Origin of the sequence: Massilia aurea (assembly GCF_014200505.1) — a bacterium.
GTDB classification, from domain to species: domain Bacteria; phylum Pseudomonadota; class Gammaproteobacteria; order Burkholderiales; family Burkholderiaceae_D; genus Telluria; species Telluria aurea_B.
Genome location: NZ_JACHBX010000003.1, coordinates 88,202 through 108,026, shown reverse-complemented (window position 1 = coordinate 108,026; position 19,825 = coordinate 88,202). Strand labels below are relative to the sequence as shown.

At 61.8% G+C, this 19,825-nt stretch carries 18 protein-coding genes and 3 tRNA genes; 17 read left to right on the top strand and 4 right to left on the bottom strand.

The genetic code is table 11. The features are described from left to right. Positions 1-6 precede the first annotated feature (6 nt). From der to HD842_RS14345, 8 genes are all read left to right on the top strand, one after another. Complete coding sequence (gene der, locus HD842_RS14380; RefSeq protein ID WP_183555417.1) at positions 7-1,344, top strand: ribosome biogenesis GTPase Der; 1,338 nt, start codon at positions 7-9, stop codon at positions 1,342-1,344. A gap of 147 nt (positions 1,345-1,491) precedes the next feature. Continuing rightward, entirely contained in the window at positions 1,492-1,731 is a 240-nt protein-coding gene (hfq, locus tag HD842_RS14375; protein WP_183555416.1) for an RNA chaperone Hfq, read from the top strand. Between the two features lie 32 nt (positions 1,732-1,763). Continuing rightward, positions 1,764-2,987: a GTPase HflX gene (gene hflX, locus HD842_RS14370; protein WP_183555918.1), complete on the top strand. Its 1,224-nt coding sequence runs from the start codon at positions 1,764-1,766 to the stop codon at positions 2,985-2,987. 4 nt (positions 2,988-2,991) lie between these two features. Continuing rightward, positions 2,992-4,278 (top strand): FtsH protease activity modulator HflK, encoded by a 1,287-nt coding sequence (gene hflK / locus HD842_RS14365; protein WP_183555415.1) that lies wholly within the window; start codon positions 2,992-2,994, stop codon positions 4,276-4,278. Then, the gene (gene hflC / locus HD842_RS14360) at positions 4,278-5,156 is read left to right on the top strand and encodes a protease modulator HflC (protein WP_183555414.1); all 879 of its coding nucleotides are present in this window, start codon (positions 4,278-4,280) and stop codon (positions 5,154-5,156) included. Before hflK ends, hflC begins: the two co-directional genes overlap by 1 nt. Positions 5,157-5,427: 271 nt before the next feature. Then, the gene (locus tag HD842_RS14355; protein WP_183555413.1) at positions 5,428-6,582 is read left to right on the top strand and encodes an ATP phosphoribosyltransferase regulatory subunit; all 1,155 of its coding nucleotides are present in this window, start codon (positions 5,428-5,430) and stop codon (positions 6,580-6,582) included. 3 nt (positions 6,583-6,585) lie between these two features. Beyond that, positions 6,586-7,902 (top strand): adenylosuccinate synthase, encoded by a 1,317-nt coding sequence (locus HD842_RS14350; protein WP_183555412.1) that lies wholly within the window; start codon positions 6,586-6,588, stop codon positions 7,900-7,902. Between the two features lie 24 nt (positions 7,903-7,926). Next, positions 7,927-8,466 (top strand): phosphoribosyltransferase, encoded by a 540-nt coding sequence (locus HD842_RS14345; RefSeq protein ID WP_183555411.1) that lies wholly within the window; start codon positions 7,927-7,929, stop codon positions 8,464-8,466. Positions 8,467-8,581: 115 nt separating this feature from the next. Here HD842_RS14345 and HD842_RS14340 read toward each other — a convergent pair whose 3' ends face one another. Then, the gene (locus HD842_RS14340; protein WP_183555410.1) at positions 8,582-8,911 is read right to left on the bottom strand and encodes a TfoX/Sxy family protein; all 330 of its coding nucleotides are present in this window, start codon (positions 8,909-8,911) and stop codon (positions 8,582-8,584) included. Positions 8,912-9,024: 113 nt separating this feature from the next. Here HD842_RS14340 and HD842_RS14335 point away from each other — a divergent pair, with 113 nt between their 5' ends. Together HD842_RS14335 and HD842_RS14330 are read left to right on the top strand one after the other, a co-directional pair. Beyond that, entirely contained in the window at positions 9,025-9,621 is a 597-nt protein-coding gene (locus tag HD842_RS14335) for a MarC family protein (protein ID WP_183555409.1), read from the top strand. Positions 9,622-9,719: 98 nt separating this feature from the next. Continuing rightward, positions 9,720-11,741, top strand: coding sequence for a hybrid sensor histidine kinase/response regulator (locus HD842_RS14330; RefSeq protein WP_183555408.1), 2,022 nt, complete (start codon positions 9,720-9,722; stop codon positions 11,739-11,741). Between the two features lie 21 nt (positions 11,742-11,762). On the opposite strand, the gene uvrB is transcribed toward HD842_RS14330, so the two are convergent. After that, positions 11,763-13,850, bottom strand: a complete 2,088-nt coding sequence (gene uvrB / locus HD842_RS14325; RefSeq protein WP_221290607.1) for an excinuclease ABC subunit UvrB — start codon at positions 13,848-13,850, stop codon at positions 11,763-11,765. Positions 13,851-13,969: 119 nt separating this feature from the next. Here uvrB and HD842_RS14320 point away from each other — a divergent pair, with 119 nt between their 5' ends. The 6 genes from HD842_RS14320 to HD842_RS14295 all read left to right on the top strand — a co-directional run bounded on the left by HD842_RS14320 (position 13,970) and on the right by HD842_RS14295 (position 17,823). Further along, on the top strand, positions 13,970-15,181 hold the full coding sequence (locus tag HD842_RS14320) for an amino acid aminotransferase (RefSeq protein WP_183555407.1): 1,212 nt from the start codon (positions 13,970-13,972) through the stop codon (positions 15,179-15,181). Positions 15,182-15,297: 116 nt separating this feature from the next. Next, positions 15,298-15,373: transfer RNA gene (locus tag HD842_RS14315), tRNA-Asn, on the top strand. A gap of 76 nt (positions 15,374-15,449) precedes the next feature. Next, on the top strand, positions 15,450-16,208 hold the full coding sequence (locus tag HD842_RS14310; RefSeq protein ID WP_183555406.1) for an alpha/beta fold hydrolase: 759 nt from the start codon (positions 15,450-15,452) through the stop codon (positions 16,206-16,208). A 55-nt stretch (positions 16,209-16,263) separates the two neighbouring features. After that, a tRNA-Asn gene (locus tag HD842_RS14305) sits at positions 16,264-16,339 on the top strand. 11 nt (positions 16,340-16,350) lie between these two features. After that, entirely contained in the window at positions 16,351-17,103 is a 753-nt protein-coding gene (locus tag HD842_RS14300) for a hypothetical protein (protein ID WP_183555405.1), read from the top strand. A gap of 81 nt (positions 17,104-17,184) precedes the next feature. Then, entirely contained in the window at positions 17,185-17,823 is a 639-nt protein-coding gene (locus HD842_RS14295) for a hypothetical protein (RefSeq protein ID WP_183555404.1), read from the top strand. 49 nt (positions 17,824-17,872) lie between these two features. Here HD842_RS14295 and purT read toward each other — a convergent pair whose 3' ends face one another. After that, entirely contained in the window at positions 17,873-19,087 is a 1,215-nt protein-coding gene (gene purT, locus HD842_RS14290) for a formate-dependent phosphoribosylglycinamide formyltransferase (RefSeq protein WP_183555403.1), read from the bottom strand. Positions 19,088-19,219: 132 nt separating this feature from the next. Between purT and HD842_RS14285 the strand changes: the two genes are divergently transcribed. Further along, a tRNA-Asn gene (locus tag HD842_RS14285) sits at positions 19,220-19,295 on the top strand. A 62-nt stretch (positions 19,296-19,357) separates the two neighbouring features. Here the strand turns inward: HD842_RS14285 and HD842_RS14280 are convergent. After that, entirely contained in the window at positions 19,358-19,672 is a 315-nt protein-coding gene (locus tag HD842_RS14280; protein ID WP_229424771.1) for an HNH endonuclease signature motif containing protein, read from the bottom strand. Positions 19,673-19,825: the final 153 nt, after the last annotated feature.

Below are 19,825 nucleotides of genomic sequence, written 5' to 3'. Positions count from 1 at the left end.
GAAAACATGAAGCCGGTAATCGCACTCGTAGGTCGACCCAACGTCGGGAAATCGACCTTATTTAACCGCATGACCCGTTCGCGCGACGCGTTGGTGGCCGACATGCCAGGCCTGACGCGCGACCGCCATTACGGTGAAGGCCGCATTGGCGAACGACCATTCCTGGTCATTGACACGGGCGGTTTCGAGCCGGTCGCCAAAGAAGGCATCATGCACGAAATGGCGCTGCAAACGCGCCAGGCCGTCGCCGAAGCCGACGTGGTCGTGTTCATCGTCGATGGCCGTCAGGGCCTGACGCCGCACGACAAGACCATCACCGATTTCCTGCGCAAGAGCGGCCGCAAGGTCATGCTCGTCGTGAACAAGTCCGAAGGCATGAAGTACACGGCCGTCACGGCCGACTTCTACGAGCTCGGCATGGGCGACCCGTACGTCATCTCCGCCGCCCACGGCGACGGCGTGACCGACCTCGTGGTCGAGGCGCTCGACGCTGCGTTCGCCGCGCGGCCGGACGAGCCGGCCGAACTCGAGCACGTCGACCATGGCATCAAGATCGCCATCGTCGGCCGCCCGAACGTGGGCAAGTCGACCCTGATCAACACGCTGGTCGGCGAGCAGCGCGTGATTGCCTTCGACATGCCGGGCACCACGCGTGACTCGATCGAAGTACCGTTCGAACGCGACGGTAAAAAGTTCACGCTGATCGACACGGCAGGTATCCGCCGTCGCGGCAAGATCTTTGAGGCCATCGAGAAGTTCTCGGTCGTCAAGACCATGCAGTCGATCGCCGACGCCAACGTCGTCGTGCTGCTGCTCGACGCCCAGCAAGACATTTCGGAGCAAGACGCGCACATCGCCGGCTTCATTCTGGAGTCGGGCAGGGCGCTGGTCGTGGCCGTCAACAAATGGGATGGCCTGAAAACCGACGAGCGCGACGAAGTCAAAATCGATCTCGACCGCAAACTCGATTTCCTCAGCTTTGCCAACACGCACTTCGTCTCGGCACTGCGCGGCACCGGCATCACGCAACTGATGAAATCGGTCGAGGCCGCCTACGCTGCCGCCACCGCCAACCTGTCGACGCCGCGCCTGACGCGCGCGCTGCAAGAGGCCGTGGAGAAGCAAGAGCCGAAACGCAAGGGCTCGGGCCGTCCAAAGATGCGCTACGCCCACCAGGGTGGCCAGAACCCGCCGATCATCGTCATCCACGGCAATGCCCTGGACGGGATCAGCGAGCCTTACAAGCGCTATCTCGAGAAGCATTTCCGCGAGACGTTCAGCCTGGTCGGCACACCGCTGCGGATCGAGCTACGCAGTGGCAAGAACCCGTTCGCGAAGCCGTAGCAGTACGACAAAAAGTGGCGAAACAGGTTACAGTAGTTCAGGGCCGCATTCGCTTTGGCAGAATATGGCCTCACCCATGTGGCATGACTACTTGAAAATCGGCAAATCGCCTCAAACTTTTAACTACAACAACATCACGGAGCTGTTATGAGCAACAAAGGGCAACTGTTACAAGACCCATTCCTCAACGCCTTGCGCAAGGAACACGTCCCTGTCTCGATCTACCTGGTCAACGGTATCAAGCTGCAGGGTCATATCGAATCCTTCGACCAATACGTCGTTTTGCTTCGCAACACCGTGACCCAGATGGTCTATAAACACGCCATCTCTACCGTCGTGCCGGCCCGCGCCGTCAACCTCAATCTTGACTCCAGCGAAGCCGAGTAAGGCCGATGGCTGACGCCCCCGGCACGCCGCTCATGCGCGCAGCCCTGGTCGGCATCGACTTCGGGACTGGCGACTTCAACGCCAGTCTCGAAGAGTTGTCCCTGCTTGCGAAGTCCGCTGGCGCCGAACCGATCACCACGATCACGGCCAAGCGCTCGAGCCCCGATCCCGCACTCTTCATCGGCAGCGGCAAGGCCGATGAAATCGCCCTCGACGCTAAGGCACTCGGCGTCGATATCGTTATCTTCAATCACGCACTCTCGCCTGCCCAGCAGCGTAACCTCGAGCGTCGTCTCGAACTGCGCGTCGTCGACCGTACCAGCCTGATCCTCGATATCTTCGCGCAGCGCGCCAAGAGCCACGAGGGCAAGCTGCAGGTCGAGCTGGCCCAGTTGCAGCACCTGGCCACGCGCCTGATCCGCGGCTGGACTCACCTTGAACGGCAAAAGGGTGGTATCGGCCTGCGCGGTCCGGGTGAAACCCAGCTCGAGACCGACCGCCGGCTGATCGGCGAGCGCGTCAAGGCGCTGCGCGCACGGCTGGCCAAGCTGCGCAAGCAGCACGAGACCCAGCGCCGTCAGCGCGGGCGCAACAACACGTTCTCCGTCTCGCTGGTTGGCTACACCAATGCCGGCAAGTCGACGCTGTTCAACTCGCTGACCAAGGCCGGCGTGTACGTGGCGAATCAGCTGTTCGCCACGCTGGACACGACCAGCCGCCGCATGTACCTGGGCGACGACGTCGGCAGTGTCGTCATTTCCGACACCGTCGGCTTCGTGCGCGACTTGCCGCACCAGCTGGTGGCGGCATTCCGTGCCACGCTCGAAGAGACGATCCACGCCGACCTGCTGCTGCACGTGGTCGACAGCGCGTCACCCACGCGCATGGAGCAGGTGGAGCAGGTCAACGAGGTGTTGCGCGAGATTGGCGCCGATCATGTTCCCCAAATTCTGGTCTGGAACAAGATCGATGCTGCGGGCCTGGAGCCCGGAGTCGAGCGTGATGAGTATGATAAGATCAACCGGGTTTTCATCAGTGCCCATAGCGGCGCCGGCCTGGATCTGCTGCGCTCGGCGATCGCCGAAACTGCCAAGTCCGGACCCGGTCAAAGCTATCGAGTCACCCCGGAAAACGAAGAACAGGACGACGCTTTCGAGCTCGCCGAGGTCGATGCGTCGGTGGACGCCCTGCCTGACGCGCTACCCGAAGGTCCTGCCGATCATCTGCCAACTTCCACCCTTGTCGGGCCACGCTAAGCCTATGTTTGTTTCCATACTAAAAAGATTCGGCGTCAAACTGTCGCTGAACGACCCACGCTGGGGCCGCAACCCAGAAGATGACCGCAAAGCCCAGGACGGTCGCCGTCCGGGCGACGGTCCGCCCGACCTCGACCAGATGTGGCGCGACTTCAATGCGCGTCTCAACAAGATGTTCGGCAACCGTGGCAATAACAACGGTGGCGGCGATAGCGGTGGCCCGAACCGCGAAATGCGCGGCGCCGGCATTGGTGCGGGCGTCATTGCCATCATCGTCGGCTTCATCTGGCTGGCCTCCGGCGCGTTCATCGTGCAAGAGGGCAGGACCGCTGTCGTCACGACGTTCGGCCAATTGAGCCACACGACGACGCCTGGTTTCAACTGGCGCTGGCCGTATCCGATCCAGGCGCACGAGATCGTCGATGTCTCGACCATCCGTACGGCCGAGATTGGCTACCGTGGCACGGCAAGCAACAAGCAGCCGCTGGAATCGCTGATGCTGACCGACGACGAAAACATCGTCGACATCCAGTTTGCCGTGCAATACACGCTGAAAGACCCGGTCGCATGGGTGTTCAACAACCGCGATCAGGACGACACCGTGCGTCAGGCAGCCGAAACGGCGATCCGCGAAGTGGTCGGTCGCAGCAAGATGGACTTCGTCCTGTACGAAGGCCGCGAAAAAGTCGCAGCCGATGTGCAGACGCTGATCCAGACGATCACCGATCGCTACAAGTTGGGCGCCCTGATCAGCAACGTGACGATGCAGGGCGTGCAACCGCCGGAGCAGGTCCAGAGCGCGTTCGATGACGCCGTGCGCGCCAGCCAGGATCGTGCCCGCGCCCGCAACGAAGGTGAAGCGTATGCCAACCAGGTGATTCCGGCCGCGCGCGGCCAGGCGTTCCGCCTGCAGCAGGATGCTGAAGCGTATCGCTCCATGGTCGTCGAGAACGCGACCGGTAACGCATCGCGCTTCGATCAGGTCGTCGCTGCCTACGCCAAGGCCCCGGGCGTGACCCGTGACCGCATGTATGTCGACACGATGCAGCAGATCTTCTCCAGCACCACCAAGGTGATGATCGACTCGCGTGCCAACAACAATATGCTGTACCTGCCGCTCGACAAGCTGATGCAACAGGTTGCAGCCAACGATGCCCAGGTCGGCAGCAAGTCGGGTCCGGTGCAAGTGCCAGGCACCGGCCAGCCGGCCGAAGTGACCCAGGCCCTGGAAGCGGTGCGCCAGCGTGATGAGCGCAGCCGTGATTCCTCACGTGATCGGGAGACCCGTTAATGAACCGCCTCGTTACCATCTTCGTGGCCGGCTTCATCGCACTGATGCTGCTGTCGTCCACCATTTTCGTTGTCGACCAGCGCCGCTTCGCGATCGTGTTCGCGCTTGGCCAGGTCAAGGAAGTGATCGACAAGCCGGGCCTGCATTTCAAGTTGCCGCCACCGTTCCAGAACGTGGTCTATATGGACAAGCGCATCCTGACGCTCGACACGCCTGACGTGAACCGCTTCATCACGTCCGAGAAGAGCAATGTGTTGGTTGACTCGTTCATCAAGTGGCGCATCAGCGATCCGCGTCTGTACTACATCAGTTTCGCGGGCGATGAAACGCGCGCGCAGAACCGGTTGTCGCAGGTCATCAAGGCGGCGCTGAGCGATGAGATCACCAAGCGCACCGTGCGTGAAGTGATTTCGGGCCAGCGCGCAGCCGTGATGGCAGCAGTGCAGGCCAAGCTCATTGCTGAAGCTGCCGAAGTCGGCATCGGCATCGTCGACGTACGCCTCAAGCGTGTCGAGTACACCGAGCAGAACATCAATTCGGTATACGAACGCATGCGCGCCGAGCGTGTTCGCGTGGCCAACGAATCGCGTTCGACCGGTGCTGCCGAATCCGAGCAGATCCGCGCCGACGCCGATCGTCAGCGCACCGTGATCATCGCCGAAGCGTTCCGCGATGCCGAAAAAGTCAAGGGTGACGGCGATGCCAAAGCATCGGCCATCTACGCTGACGCCTTCGGCAAGAACCCGGAATTCGCGCGCTACTACCGTTCACTCGAGGCCTACCGTGCGAGCTTCAAGGATCGCAGCGACGTCCTCGTCGTCGATCCGAACTCGGAGTTCTTCAAGTACTTCAAGGCGCCTGCAGGCGGCGGCAAGTAACGCCGTTCCCACCTCGTTGCGGAGGTAATTGAACACTCTGGGGGAGCAGGGCCATCGGCCTTGCTCCCCCAGTGTCGTCTGCGGCAGGCATTGCCCGTACTGTCCGGCATCGTGGCAGATTATCAACCTTGACCCCCGCCAGTCCCGCTTTCGCTGCCTCAATCTGGTGGTTTTCGGTTAAAATCACCGATTCGGCGTTCGCGTCGTGCGCTGGCACGCCTGTCGTACGACGCTTGCCATTGACTACCCCAAACCCATAACGTCGTTGCCCATGCCGAATTGGCTATTGCCTGAAAATATCGCCGATGTCTTGCCGTCCGAAGCGCGCAAGATCGAAGAGTTGCGCCGACTGATGCTCGACAACTTCCGGCTCTACGGTTACGAACTGGTGATGCCGCCGCTGCTCGAGTATCTCGACTCGCTGCTGGCCGGCGCCGGTGCCGACACCGACCTGAAAACCTTCAAGGTCGTCGATCCGCTGTCGGGCCGCCTGCTGGGCCTGCGCGCCGACATGACCACGCAGGTCGCGCGCATCGACGCGCACCTGCTCAACCGCGACTCGATCACCCGCCTGTGCTACGCCGGCAGCGTGCTGCATACCCGCCCGTCGGGCCTGCACGCCACGCGTGAGCCGATGCAGATCGGCGCCGAGATCTATGGCCACGCGGGCCTCGAAGCCGATGCCGAGATCCAGGAACTGGCGCTGGGTTCGCTGGCCCTGGCCGGTTTCACGAATGTGCGCCTCGACCTCGCGCACGTCGGCGTGCTGCGCGCACTGCTGGACGACGACCCGGCCGCCAAGCGCGACGAGAACCAGCTCTACAGCCTGCTGCGCGCCAAGGATGCGCCGGGCCTGGACGCCATCTCGCAGAATTACTACCCGCAGACCCGCAAGGCGCTGCTGGCCTTGCCGCGCCTGTACGGCAATATCGACGTGCTGGCCGAAGCCCGCGACGCACTGCCGGCGCTCCCGGGCGTGCAGCGCGCGCTGGCCGAACTGGCGGCGCTGGCCGCCGGCGCGCTGGGCCGCGCCGAGATCGCGATCGATCTGGCCGACCTGCGCGGCTACCAGTATGAAAGCGGCGCCATGTTCGCGCTGTACGTGACGGGCTTGCCGAATGCCGTCGCGCGCGGCGGTCGCTACGACCATGTAGGCGAAGCATTCGGCCGTGCGCGGCCCGCAACGGGCTTCTCGCTCGACCTGCGCGAACTGGCCCGGCTGCTGCCGATGGCCGAGCGCAAGCATTCCATTCGCGCGCCGTGGGGCAATGCCCCCGAGCTGAAGGAAAAAATCGCTGACCTGCGCAAGGCAGGCGAAGTCGTGATCCAGAGCATGCCGGGTCACGACAATGTTCAGGACGAGTTCGAGTGCGACCGCGTACTCGTCCTCGAAAGTGGAAATTGGATTCTCAAAAACTTAGGTTAAGTGATGTCAAATACTAACGTGGCAAAGAACGTCGTTGTCATCGGCACCCAGTGGGGCGATGAAGGCAAGGGCAAGATCGTCGACTGGCTCACCGACCACGCCGCTGGCGTGGTGCGTTTCCAGGGCGGCCATAACGCTGGTCACACCCTGGTGATCAAGGGCCAGAAAACCGCGCTGCAACTGATCCCGTCGGGCATCATGCGCGAAGGCGTCGCCTGCTACATCGGCAACGGTGTCGTGGTCTCGGTGCCGGACGTCATGCGCGAAATCGACAAGCTGGCCGCGGCCGGCGTCGAAGTCGTCTCGCGCCTGATGATCTCGGAAGCCTGCCCGATCATCCTGCCGTACCACGTCGCCATCGACAAGGCACGCGAACTCAAGCGTGGCGAGAACAAGATCGGTACCACGGGCAAGGGCATCGGCCCGGCCTACGAAGACAAGGTCGCCCGCCGCGCCATCCGCATCGCCGACCTGCTCAACGCAGAGCGCTTTGCCGAGAAGCTCAAAGAGAACCTCGACTACCACAACCACGTGCTGGTGAACTACCTGGGCGCCGAAGCGATCGACTTCCAGACCACGTTCGACGATGCGATGGCCCTCGTGCCACGCCTGCGTCCGATGGTCGGCGACGTCTCGTCCGCGCTGTACGCGGCGCACAAAGCCGGCGGCAAGCTGCTGTTCGAAGGCGCACAGGGCTCGCTGCTGGACGTCGACCACGGCACCTATCCGTTCGTCACCTCGTCGAACTGCGTGGCCGGCAATGCCGCCGCCGGCGCCGGCGTCGGTCCGAACATGCTGCACTACATCCTGGGCATCACCAAGGCCTACACCACCCGCGTCGGTTCGGGCCCGTTCCCGGCCGAACTGCCAACCGACGCTGGCGTCGGCGAGCACCTGTCGCGCGTGGGCCACGAGTTCGGCACCGTCACGGGCCGCGCCCGTCGCTGCGGCTGGTTCGATGCTGCGCTGCTGCGCCGCTCGGTCCAGATCAATGGCGTGTCGGGCATGTGCCTGACCAAGCTCGACGTGCTAGACGGCATCGAGTCGCTCAAGCTGTGCACCGGCTACAAGATCGACGGCCGCGCGGTCGACATCTTCCCGGTCGGCGCTGAAGACGCAGCCCGCTGCGAGCCAGTGTACGAAGAGATGCCAGGCTGGACCGAAAGCACCGTCGGCGCCAAGTCGATGGAAGAGCTGCCGGCCAACGCCCGCGCCTACATCCAGCGCATCGAAGAACTGGTCGGCGTGCCGATCGACATGGTCTCGACCGGTCCTGACCGCGAAGAAACGATCGTGCTGCGTCACCCGTTCGCGGCCTAACGACAAAATCTGGAGTCAAAAAAGATGAATTCCCCTGTATCGACGGAAAAAGACCTGTGGGTCTCGTGGGACGAATACCACCGCCTGATCGAGCGCCTGGCGCTGCAAGTGTATGAATCGGGCTGGAAGTTCGACCAGGTGCTGTGCCTGGCGCGCGGCGGTGTGCGTCCGGGCGACGTGTTCTCGCGCATCTTCGACGTGCCACTGGCGATCCTGTCGACCAGCTCGTACCGCGAAGAAGCGGGCACCAAGCAAGGCGACCTGGATATCTCGAAGTACATGACGATGACCAAGGGTCCACTGGCTGGCCGCGTCCTGCTGGTCGACGATCTGGCCGACTCGGGCGTGACGCTGCGTAAAGTCAGCCAGCACCTGACCGAAAACTACCCGCAGGTCACCGAAGTCAAATCGGCGGTCATCTGGGTCAAGGGTACGTCGTCGATTCGTCCAGACTATTTCCTGGACGACCTGCCGCACAATCCATGGATTCACCAGCCGTTCGAAGAATACGACGGCCTGCGCCCGCACCAGCTGTCGGCCTGGCTGAAGAAGTTCGAGAAGTAATTCATCCGGTCAGATGGGCGATGAGCGGGGAAGGGCAGATGCCTTTCCCCGCTTTTTTATTCGCGCTTCACTGTGGCAACCGAGCTCACCAATCGAGCTCACCAATAGGTAACGGTTACAGCGCCTTCTTTTTCTTCTTAGGCAGCGGCAATTCCTGCGCGGTAATCCGCACCAGCTGGCTCAGCCATTCCCGGTCTTCGCACAGGTCGCCGTCAATCTGGAAACAGGGTTTCGCACCCGGGTAGGGTGGCGCCTCGACAGGCGTCCCGATATGGGATCGGCCACCCTCCGTCGGTTTGACGAACAGGACATCGTCGCACACCAGCGCGACCATCTTCTCGTCGAGATAGACACCGTATTCGCCGAACATCTTTTTGGCGCTGACCGCCCCGGCGGCGCTCATCTGGTCGAGGACGAAGTCGACCGTGCTTTGTTGTGATCCCATGTCTGCTTTCGAAGTAGAGGTGATCGGCCTTCGTGCCAGATCGTCCAGCACTTTGATGCACTCTGGTAAGATTACGCCTTTACTGTCGTCGCGTCTTCCAAGAATAATAAGCCATGACCCAAAGCTTTTTCTCCACCTTCATTCTGCTCATTCTCGTGACCGACCCCTTCGGTAACGTCCCGCTGTTCGCCGCCGCCCTGAAAGACACCCCGCTCGAACGCCGCAACCGCATCGTGATCCGCGAGTGTGCGATTGCCTTCGTGCTGCTGCTGGTGTTCATGTTCTTCGGCAAGCACTTCCTGGAAGCGTTGCACCTGAGCCCGATCGCGCTGCGCATCGGAGGCGCCGTGATCCTGTTGATGATCGCGATCCGCATGATCTTCCCGCACCCCGATGGCGTGTTGGGCAGGAGCGAGGGCGGCGAACCGTTCATCGTCCCACTGGCGATTCCTGCGCTGGCCGGGCCGTCGGCGCTGGCCACCGTGCTGCTGCTGTCGGCCACCAGCTTTACTGAAACGATGGTGCATGTGGCCGCGCTGGCTGCCGTCGGCATCGTCTGGCTGGCCGTGTTCCTCAGTGCCGAAAAGCTGCAGCAAAAGCTTGGCCCGCAAGTCATGACGGCCTTCGAGCGCCTGATGGGCCTGATCCTCACGGCAATGGCGGTCGAGATGCTGCTGGGCGGTATCCGCGAGTTTGTGCAGACGCTGTAACGATCGCGTCACGCTCGTTTTACGCTGGCGTGCGTGAGAGGAGCGGCAAATCTGGCACACTTCGCTTGCGCGATGTGCGCGGATCAACACGAAGCATCATGGGTATGAATCAGGTAGTGGGAGCGCCGACTGATGTGCGGCAAGAACCGTCATTATTTCTCGGCGACGGCACGGTGCGTGCGCTGATGCGCGAACACGACTGGACTACCTCGCCACTCGGTCATCCGCGCGACTGGCCGCAGGCCTTGTGCACGACGGTTGCACTGATGCTCGATTCCAAGTTCCCGATGTTCGTCGCCTGGGGCGACGAACTCGGCTTCCTGTACAACGATGCCTACAGCGTGATCCTGGGTGCCAAGCACCCGGCCTCGCTCGGTCTGCGTTTTTGCGATGTGTGGCCCGATATCTGGGACGAGATCGCGCCGATGGTTGCGCGCACGATGGGCGGCGAGTCCATTTACCTCGAACGCTTTCCGCTGACCATGCGCCGCCATGGGTACGACGAAGAGACGTGGTTCCGCTTTTCGTATTCGCCCGTGCGAGGCGATGACGGTATCGTCGTCGGCATGTTCTGCGCCTGCGTTGAAATCACCAACGAAGTGCTGGCGCAGCGTTATCGCGAAGAAGAAAACACGCGCTTGGTGAACCTGTTCGAGGAAGCGCCCGGCATCATCGCCGTGTTGCGCGGCCCCGACCATGTGTTCGAACTGACCAACCGTTCCTACCTGGCACTGGTCGGGCATCGCGATCTGATCGGCAAACCGGTACGCGAGGCCCTACCCGAGGTCCAGGGGCAGGGCTACTTCGAGTTGCTCGACCAGGTGTATGCCAGTGGCCAGCCGTTTGTCGGCCATGCTGTACCGCTGCGCGTGCAACGCGAACCGGGCGGCCCGCTCGAAGAATGCTTTCTCGATTTTGTCTATCAGCCGATCCGCGACCAGTTCGGCAAGGTGACGGGTATTTTCCTGGAAGGCAGCGACGTCACCGCGCGCAAGCGTATCGAGGACGAGCTGCGCGAAGCCAATCGCCAGAAGGATGATTTCCTGGCGATGCTCGCGCACGAGTTGCGCAATCCGCTCGCACCGATCACCACCGCCGCGCAACTGCTGCAGCGCGGCCAGATGGACGCGCCCGGCATTGCGCGCGCCAGTGCGATCATCGCGCGCCAGGCCGAGCACATGACGGCGCTCGTGAACGATTTGCTGGACGTCTCGCGCGTCACGCGCGGGCAGGTCACGATGGCGCAGGAAACCGTGGCGGTCGAACCGCTCGTGCAGGAAGCGGTGGAGCAGGTGCGGCCGATGCTCGACAGCTGCCACCATGAGCTGCTCCTCGACATCGAACCTGGCCTGTACGTGCTGGGCGACCGCACGCGCCTGATCCAGGTGCTGTCCAACATCCTGAACAACGCCGCCAAGTACACGCCGGCCAGGGGCCGCATCGTGCTGAGCGTGCGCACGGACGGCGGCGACGTGCGCCTTGCCGTGCGCGACAATGGCCAGGGCATCGACCTGCCCGTGCTGCCGTATATTTTCGACCTGTTCACACAGGCCGAGCGCACGCCGGACCGCTCGCAGGGCGGGCTGGGTCTCGGACTGGCGCTCGTCAAGAGCCTGGTGCTGCTGCATGGCGGCCGCGTCGATGCGCTCAGCGATGGGCTGGGCGAGGGCAGCGAATTTGTCGTCTACCTGCCGTTGCTGGAACCGGTCGTGGAGGTGCCAGCCCCGGCGCCGGCCGCCTCTGTGCCTGACGCATCAGGCTTGCGCGTGCTGGTGGTCGACGACAACGTCGACGCCGCCGAGATGCTGGCCACGCTGCTGGGGATGAATGGGTACGAAGTTCGGGTCGAATTCGATGGCGCGAGCGCGCTAACGACGGCATTGCGCGAGCCGCCCGCGGTGGCGCTGCTCGATATCGGCTTGCCCGACATGGACGGCCACGAATTGGCCCGTCGCCTGCGTGCACAGCCTGCGACGGCGGGAGCCGTGCTGGTGGCGTTGACTGGCTATGGCCAGGCCGAAGACCAGCAGCGTGCGCACGACGCCGGCTTCGACCATCACATGGTCAAGCCGGCCGACCTGGACCGGTTGCTGACGTTGCTGGCCAGCATAGAGCGCTAAGCCTGTAACGCCCTGCCGGCGTTACTTGCCCAGCATCGAGACAACGTTGTCGGCCCCCGGCGCGCCGAATGCCTGCTGCTTGAGCACATGCAGCTGGTCGCGCACCTGCGCAGCTTTCTCGAACTCCAGGTTCTTGGCGTGATCGACCATGAGTTTTTCGAGGCGCTTGATCTCCTTGCTGATCTGCTTCTCGCTCATCGACTCGATCTTCGCCGTTTCCTTGGCGTCTTGCTGCACCTCGCGCTCCGTATTCGGGTTGTACACGCCGTCGATCATTTCCTTGATCTTCTTGTGCACGCCTTTCGGGATGATGTTGTTCTCGAGGTTGAACGCGATCTGCTTGGCACGCCGGCGCTCGGTCTCGTCGATGGCGCGCCGCATCGAATCGGTGACGCGGTCCGCGTACAGGATCGCCACGCCGTTCAGGTTACGCGCCGCACGGCCGATCGTCTGGATCAGCGAACGTTCGGAGCGCAGGAAACCTTCCTTGTCGGCATCGAGCACCGCCACCAGTGACACCTCCGGCAAATCGAGGCCCTCGCGCAGCAGGTTGATGCCGACCAGCACATCGAACGTGCCCAGGCGCAGGTCGCGCAGGATTTCCACGCGCTCGACCGTGTCGATATCGCTGTGCAGGTAGCGCACCTTGATGCCGTGGTCGCCCAGATATTCAGTGAGCTGCTCGGACATACGCTTGGTGAGGGTCGTGACCAGCACGCGCTCGTCCTTGGCGATGCGGTCGTTGATCTCGCCCATCAGATCGTCGACCTGCGACAGGGCAGGGCGCACGATGATCATCGGATCGACCAGGCCCGTCGGGCGCACCACCTGCTCGACGACGTTGTCGGCGCGCCCCTGTTCGTACTCGGCCGGCGTGGCCGAGACGAAAATCGTCTGGCGCATCTTGCCTTCGAACTCGACGAATTTCAGCGGCCGGTTATCCAGCGCCGACGGCAGGCGGAAGCCGTACTCGACCAGGTTTTCCTTGCGCGAACGGTCGCCGTTGTACATCGCATTGAGCTGGCCAATCATGACGTGCGACTCGTCCATGAACATCAGCGCGTCTTTCGGCAGATAGTCGATCAGCGTCGGCGGCGGCTCGCCCGGCATCGCGCCGGACAGGTGGCGCGAGTAGTTCTCGATGCCCTTGGTAAAGCCGATCTCGGCCATCATCTCGAGGTCGAAACGGGTGCGCTGCTCGAGGCGCTGCTCTTCGATCAGCTTGTTCTGCTGGCGGAATTCTTCGAGACGGTCGCGCAGCTCGGCCTTGATCGATTCGACCGCGCGCAGGACCGTCGAACGGGGCGTCACGTAGTGCGAACCCGGATACACGGTAAAGCGCGGGATCTTCTGGCGCACACGGCCCGTGAGTGGATCGAACAACTGCAGCGATTCGATCTCGTCGTCGAACATCTCGACGCGGATCGCCAGCTCGGCGTGCTCGGCCGGGAAGATGTCGATCGTGTCGCCACGCACGCGGAACGAGCCGCGTGAGAAATCCATCTCATTGCGCGTGTACTGCATCTGGATCAGGCGCGCGATGATGTCACGCTGGGCCACTTTGTCCTTGTGGCGCAGCGTCAGAATCATCTTGTGGTATTCGTTCGGATTACCGATACCGTAGATCGCCGAGACGGTGGCGACGATAACGACGTCGCGCCGCTCCATCAGCGACTTGGTGCACGACAGGCGCATCTGCTCGATGTGCTCGTTGATCGACGAGTCCTTTTCGATGAACAGGTCGCGCTGCGGCACGTAGGCTTCGGGCTGGTAGTAATCGTAGTACGAGACGAAATACTCGACCGCGTTTTGCGGGAAGAATTCGCGGAACTCCGAATACAACTGGGCCGCCAGCGTTTTATTGGGCGCGAAAATGATCGCGGGCCGGCCGGCCTGCGCGATCACATTGGCCATCGTATAGGTCTTGCCGGAGCCCGTGACGCCCAGCAGCGTCTGGTACATCAGGCCGTCGTCGATGCCTTCCATCAGCCCCTTGATCGCGGTGGGCTGGTCGCCCGCCGGCTCGAACGGCTGGTGCAGTTTGAACGGCGAATCCGGGAACGTGATGACGGTCGGTTCGGGAGAAGTTGCGATGGATAATTCAGCCATGCTTACAGACCTTTGTTAGAATGAGAATCCGCTCGCGGCCCTGCAGGTTCAGGGGCCGCTGTCTATACAATTGCAAACCCCGCCGCTGTCAATCCAGCCAACAAAACCGAGTTTATCAGATGACTTCCACTGCCTCCGCCAGCCTGTTCAGTGCCATTGAAATGGCCCCACGCGACCCGATCCTGGGCATCACCGAAGCCTTCAACGCCGACACGAACACCGCGAAAATCAACCTCGGCGTGGGTGTCTATTATGACGACAAGGGCAAAGTGCCGCTGCTCGAGTGCGTGCAGAAAGCGGAAGCAAAACTGATGGAGCAGCCAACACCGCGAACCTACCTGCCAATCGAAGGTCTGGCAGCGTATGACAAAGCGGTGCAAGAGCTGGTATTTGGTGCCGACAGCCCGGTAATTCAAGAGAAACGCGCGCTGACCGTGCAAGCCATTGGCGGCACCGGCGCACTCAAGATCGGCGCCGACTTCCTCAAGCGCTTCCTGCCAGGGTCCGACGTGTATATCAGCGATCCGAGCTGGGAAAACCACCGCGCGCTGTTCGAAAGCGCCGGCTTCACGGTGCACAACTATGCGTACTACGATGCGGCCACCCGCGGCGTAAACTTCGACGGCATGCTCGCCGCGCTCAAAGCCATGCCAGCAGGTTCCATCGTCGTGCTGCACGCGTGCTGCCACAACCCGACCGGCGCCGACCTGACGCAAGACCAGTGGGACCAGGTGATTGCTGCCGTCCAGGCCGGCAACCTCGTGCCATTCCTCGACATGGCGTACCAGGGCTTTGCCAACGGCATCGATGAAGACGGCGCCGTCGTGCGTCGCTTCGCTGCGACCGGCATGGCGATGCTGGTGTCGAACTCGTTCTCAAAATCGTTCTCGCTGTACGGGGAGCGCGTCGGCGCGCTGTCGATCGTGGCCACCACGAGCGAAGAAGCCACGCGCGTGCTGTCGCAACTCAAGCGCGTCGTGCGCACCAACTACTCGAACCCGCCAACCCATGGCGGCAAGGTCGTCGCCACCGTGCTGGCAACGCCTGAGCTGCGCAAGCTGTGGGAAGAAGAGCTGGCTGGCATGCGCGTGCGTATCCGCGAGATGCGTAGCGCGATGGTTGAAAAGCTCAAGGCCAAGGCGCCGGGTCACGATTTCGAATTCGTGCGCGAGCAGGTTGGCATGTTCTCGTACTCGGGCCTGACCAAAGAGCAGGTGGGCAAGCTGCGCGACGAATCGATCTACGCCGTGGACACGGGCCGCATCTGCGTGGCGGCGCTCAATTCCACGAACATCGATCGCGTCGTTGACGCCATCGCCAAAGTTCTCTAAAATCCTGGCTCTCTTGATCGCTGCAAGCGCGCAAGAGAGCAGCAGTAGATGGAGAACGAAACGCCTGTTCTGATTTGACAGAAACGTTTCATGAACCATATAATGCCAGCTTCAATTCCCTGATAGCTCAGTTGGTAGAGCGACGGACTGTTAATCCGCAGGTCCCTGGTTCGAGTCCAGGTCGGGGAGCCAGAATACAAGAAGGCCGCATCGAAGGATGCGGCCTTTTTCGTTATGCGGCGTTATGTTGTCTTTTTGGAGAGTTCGCGTGAAGCAACCACTCAAGAGCCACGCCACCCTGATCGAAGGGCAGATGTTCCGCTTCGCCAGAGCCGGGCAGGGCAGTCCGTCGATCGTGCTGATCGGTGGCGCCGGCGGCCCGCTGGATGGCTGGTTCAAGCTGTATCCCGAGATCGAGGCGCTGGGCACCGTGTTCAGCTACGACCGGCCGGGTACGGGCGGCAGTCCGAAGCCGACCGAAGCGCAGTATGGTGAGACCGTCGTCGCGCAGCTGCGTCTGTTGCTGCAGTTCGCCAAGGTGCCGTCGCCGTTCGTGCTGGTGGCGCATTCGTTTGGCGGCCTGCACGCCAACCTGTTCGCGCGCGAGTTCGCCGACGAGGTGGCGGGCGTGCTGTTCATCGAGGCGACGGCGCCGCAGGACGTCGACAATCTGAAGCAACACCAGTCGGCGCTGCAGCGGGGCTTCGTCAAGCTGCTCGATCGCGTGTCGCCGCGCGATGCGTTCGACGAGCTCCGCAACGAGCGCGAGACCGTCAGGGATATCCTCGAGGCGCCCGCGTTCCCGCCCGTGCCGGTGACGGTGCTGTCGGGCACGAAGCGCTTGCCGCGCTGGCTGGTGCCGGCGGCGCTGGTGCGTGAGCGTGAGCGTTCGCAGCTGGCGCTGGCGGCCTTGTCGCCGTTGGGCGAGCGGATAGTGGCCGAGCGCAGCGCGCATTTCCCGCAGTTGTCCGAGCCGGAACTGGTGATCGATACGCTCAAACGCTTGCTGGCGCGAATCCCTCGCTAAATTTCTTCTGAAAAATTTGCGAAATCGACACCAGCAGGTATAATGCGGCCTCAATTCCCTGATAGCTCAGTTGGTAGAGCGACGGACTGTTAATCCGCAGGTCCCTGGTTCGAGTCCAGGTCGGGGAGCCAAAATATGCAATGTGAAAAGCCCAGCCCTTACCGGTTGGGCTTTTTGCTTTTCAGGCCTGAAAAGCGGATTATTTCCCGATGGACAAGAAAATCCTCTCTGCGTACACTTGCTCCAGATGAAATTGACGGGGCTCAACACATTGGAGGCTGCTGATAGTATCAAAGTAGAAGAAGCGCAGCGCGAAGTCCAGCGCAAGCTTGGGCGCTGCATGTTGCGGCTGCAGCAATACGAGCGCCTGCTTAAAACAATGGTCACAGGCATGGCGCTCGAAGGTTCGATGGCAGGGCTGGAAGAGTCCCGGGCGAAGCAAGTTCATGCGATGAGCAAACAGTGCTTGGGCGTACTGGTCGGCAAGTTCACTGGTTACCTCAACTCCGAATCCCGGTTCGAAGAAAATGACTGTGTTTCTCAAAAACCTGTCGATACGCCATGGGTTAGCTCTCGCTTTTCAATCGGCATGTCATCTGATCAGGAGGCTCACGTTAGACGTGGCTTGGCCGAGTTGCTCGAAATGCGAAATCATCTGGTACACCATTTTATCGAGCGTTTTGATATCTCGAACGTCAAAGACTGCCTTGCTGCGTCCACCTATCTGGATAGCTGCTACCAGAAAATTGATGGGAATTTTGAGGTATTAAGGGGGTGGGCTCAAGCTCTGGACGTCGTGCGTGAAGTAACGACGTTGTCCTTTCCATCTTCTGCAATCCTTGAGCGCTTAACGGCCAATATTCAGCCTGGTGCGTCGGTAACTTCGACACCTTAGGCTACCGATGAATCGTAAGCGGCTCTGGCACCGCCAAATGTACGTTGCCCTGTCAGCTAACACGCGATCGAAAGCAAATGAATGACGTCTGGTACGCTACAAAATCGGGTCGACCCTTGGGGGCGGCTGTGCGCCAATCCGGCCCGCGGCGCTTTAATGGGTAACCGTGGAATTCTGCATGATGACGAAAACAGGATCGTTCGGCCATGGGCGCACAAGGCTTGGGTGACGTGTTTACTTGAATTCAAGAGCATCAAGCGGTCGAAACCGTTCTCGCCAGGGAATTATTCGGAACTGTTTTTTATCGATGAGGCGACTGCTTTTGCCGCTGGCCACCGGCCCTGCGCTTATTGTCAACGCGAGCGCCATCTCAAGTTCAAGCAAGCTTGGGTACGTGCGAATGTGGCTGAAAAAACAGATGCGGCGATCTCAATGACAGACATCGACCGATTGCTTCATGCGGAGCGCGCAGCAAAAGGTGGCGCAAAAGTGAGGTTTGATGCGGCGCTCAGCAGCCTGCCTGTCGGTGTCATGTTTGAGCACCAGGATACGGCTTACCTGGTCTCTCCGCGTGGCTTCCTGCCGTGGTCATTCAACGGTTATGGCGAGAGGATAGATATGGACGCTGACGCGACCGTGGCGGTATTGACACCTCGCTCGGTGGTGCAAGCCTTTGCGCACGGCTTCGAGCCGAAATTTCACAGTTCTGCAAACGCTTGACGGGTTGAGCAGGTCGCAGGCGGTGGCAGCGCGCGCCTGCCCATACCCATTAGTTTGAGCCCGACACCGGCTTGATCTTCGCCGCTGCCGCCAGCGCACGTTCACGCGCCGTAGCGATATCGCCCGCCGTCGCCAGTGCCACGCCCATGCGCCGGCGTGCAAACGACTCCGGCTTGCCAAACAGGCGTACATCTGCGCCCGGCACCTGCAGCGCCTCGGCCACACCCTCGAACGCAATCCCCGCTTCATCGAGCTGACCGTAGATCACGGCCGACGCGCCCGGCGCGCGCACGGCGACATTCACCGGCAGCCCGAGGATCGCCTTCGCATGCAGTTCGAACTCGCTCTGCACCTGGCTGGCCATCGTCACCATACCCGTGTCGTGCGGGCGCGGGCTCACTTCCGAGAACCACACCATGTCGCCCTTGACGAAGAGTTCAACGCCGAACACGCCCAGACCGCCCAGATTGCCGGTGACTTTGGCTGCGATCTCGCGCGAACGTTCCAGTGCCAGCGGCTGCATCGGATGCGGCTGCCACGATTCGACGTAGTCACCCTGGACCTGCTTGTGCCCGATCGGATCGCAGAAGCTCGTTACGACCTGGCCATCTGCGCCCAGCGAGCGCACCGTCAGCAACGTGATTTCGTAATCGAAGTCGATGAAGCCTTCGGCAATCACGCGCCCGGCATCGACACGCCCGCCGCTGGCAGCGTATGCCCAGGCCGCGGCCACATCATCCGCGCCATCGAGCTTCGACTGGCCCTTGCCCGACGACGACATCACCGGCTTGACCACGCATGGAAAGCCCACGGCAGCGCAGGCAGCCTGCAGCTCGTCCAGGCTGCTGGCAAACTGGTAGGGCGACGTGGCCAGGCCCAGTTCTTCGGCGGCCAGGCGGCGGATGCCTTCGCGGTTCATCGTCAGTTGCGCCGCGCGTGCGGTCGGGATGCAGGTGATGACGCCCGCCGCTTCCAGTTCGGCCAGCTTGTCGGTGGCGATCGCTTCGATTTCCGGCACCACGAGGTGAGGGCGCTCCTGCGCGATCAGCGCTTCGAGCGCCGCGCCGTCGGTCATGTCGATCACGTGCGCGCGGTGCGCGACCTGGTGGCCCGGTGCATTCGGATAGCGGTCGACGGCGATCACCTCGACGCCCAGGCGTTGCAGCGAGATGATCACTTCCTTGCCCAGTTCGCCCGAGCCGAGCAGCATGACGCGGGTTGCGGAAGGGGAGAGTGGGGTGCCGAGGGTGCGTGAAATGGTCATGGTCGTTCGGGGATCAAGGAGGTGGTGGGAAGCTGCGACTATATCAAAAGCGCCCTTTGGCAGCGGCCGGCTAGCCGATTCACACACTGCTCTGGTCAAACCGCAAATGCCCGGCTATAATATTGCCTCGATTCCCTGATAGCTCAGTTGGTAGAGCGACGGACTGTTAATCCGCAGGTCCCTGGTTCGAGTCCAGGTCGGGGAGCCAGAACAAGAGAAGGGCCGCATGCGAATGCGGCCCTTTTTGCATTTCCGGCGTCAGTCAGTCCGTCAGCGCCCCTTTTTCTTGTTCGCGGTGTACGTGCGCGTATAAAACCCCGCCGGCTTCTTCGCCACCCACGCGATGAACGCCGCGATATCCGCATGCCCGCGCAGCGATTCCCATGTGTGATAGGTCTGCAGCAGTTCGCGCTCGGTGAGCGCCGAGTGGATCTTGCGATGGCAGATCTTGTGGATCGGGAATTGGTCGCGCCCCTTGAACGTCTTCGGGATCAGGTGATGGCGGTCGACGTGCTCCGTTCCCAACGGCCGTCCGCAGAGTGGGCAGGGGTCATCGGGCGTGGTCGTGGCTTGGTGATGTGGCATGCGCGTCATATGCAGGGCGATTTTTTACCGCACAAGTCTTGACCCGTGTTTGCCAGAATGATACCAAGCGGGACGAACCCTTGTTAAATGGTATTAGTGTAGAATTAACCCTGAATTCTCGCGCAGCACGTTACCCCTCCAGCCCTGAAAGCG

Bases quoted from the DNA above. Each gene is read 5' to 3' on its own strand.
- der (WP_183555417.1), top strand. From the start codon at position 7: ATGAAGCCGGTAATCGCACTCGTAGGTCGACCCAACGTCGGGAAATCG.
- hfq (WP_183555416.1), top strand. From the start codon at position 1,492: ATGAGCAACAAAGGGCAACTGTTACAAGACCCATTCCTCAACGCCTTG.
- hflX (WP_183555918.1), top strand. From the start codon at position 1,764: ATGCGCGCAGCCCTGGTCGGCATCGACTTCGGGACTGGCGACTTCAAC.
- hflK (WP_183555415.1), top strand. From the start codon at position 2,992: ATGTTTGTTTCCATACTAAAAAGATTCGGCGTCAAACTGTCGCTGAAC.
- hflC (WP_183555414.1), top strand. From the start codon at position 4,278: ATGAACCGCCTCGTTACCATCTTCGTGGCCGGCTTCATCGCACTGATG.
- HD842_RS14355 (WP_183555413.1), top strand. From the start codon at position 5,428: ATGCCGAATTGGCTATTGCCTGAAAATATCGCCGATGTCTTGCCGTCC.
- HD842_RS14350 (WP_183555412.1), top strand. From the start codon at position 6,586: ATGTCAAATACTAACGTGGCAAAGAACGTCGTTGTCATCGGCACCCAG.
- HD842_RS14345 (WP_183555411.1), top strand. From the start codon at position 7,927: ATGAATTCCCCTGTATCGACGGAAAAAGACCTGTGGGTCTCGTGGGAC.
- HD842_RS14340 (WP_183555410.1), bottom strand. From the start codon at position 8,911: ATGGGATCACAACAAAGCACGGTCGACTTCGTCCTCGACCAGATGAGC.
- HD842_RS14335 (WP_183555409.1), top strand. From the start codon at position 9,025: ATGACCCAAAGCTTTTTCTCCACCTTCATTCTGCTCATTCTCGTGACC.
- HD842_RS14330 (WP_183555408.1), top strand. From the start codon at position 9,720: ATGGGTATGAATCAGGTAGTGGGAGCGCCGACTGATGTGCGGCAAGAA.
- uvrB (WP_221290607.1), bottom strand. From the start codon at position 13,850: ATGGCTGAATTATCCATCGCAACTTCTCCCGAACCGACCGTCATCACG.
- HD842_RS14320 (WP_183555407.1), top strand. From the start codon at position 13,970: ATGACTTCCACTGCCTCCGCCAGCCTGTTCAGTGCCATTGAAATGGCC.
- HD842_RS14295 (WP_183555404.1), top strand. From the start codon at position 17,185: ATGACGTCTGGTACGCTACAAAATCGGGTCGACCCTTGGGGGCGGCTG.
- purT (WP_183555403.1), bottom strand. From the start codon at position 19,087: ATGACCATTTCACGCACCCTCGGCACCCCACTCTCCCCTTCCGCAACC.
- HD842_RS14280 (WP_229424771.1), bottom strand. From the start codon at position 19,672: ATGCCACATCACCAAGCCACGACCACGCCCGATGACCCCTGCCCACTC.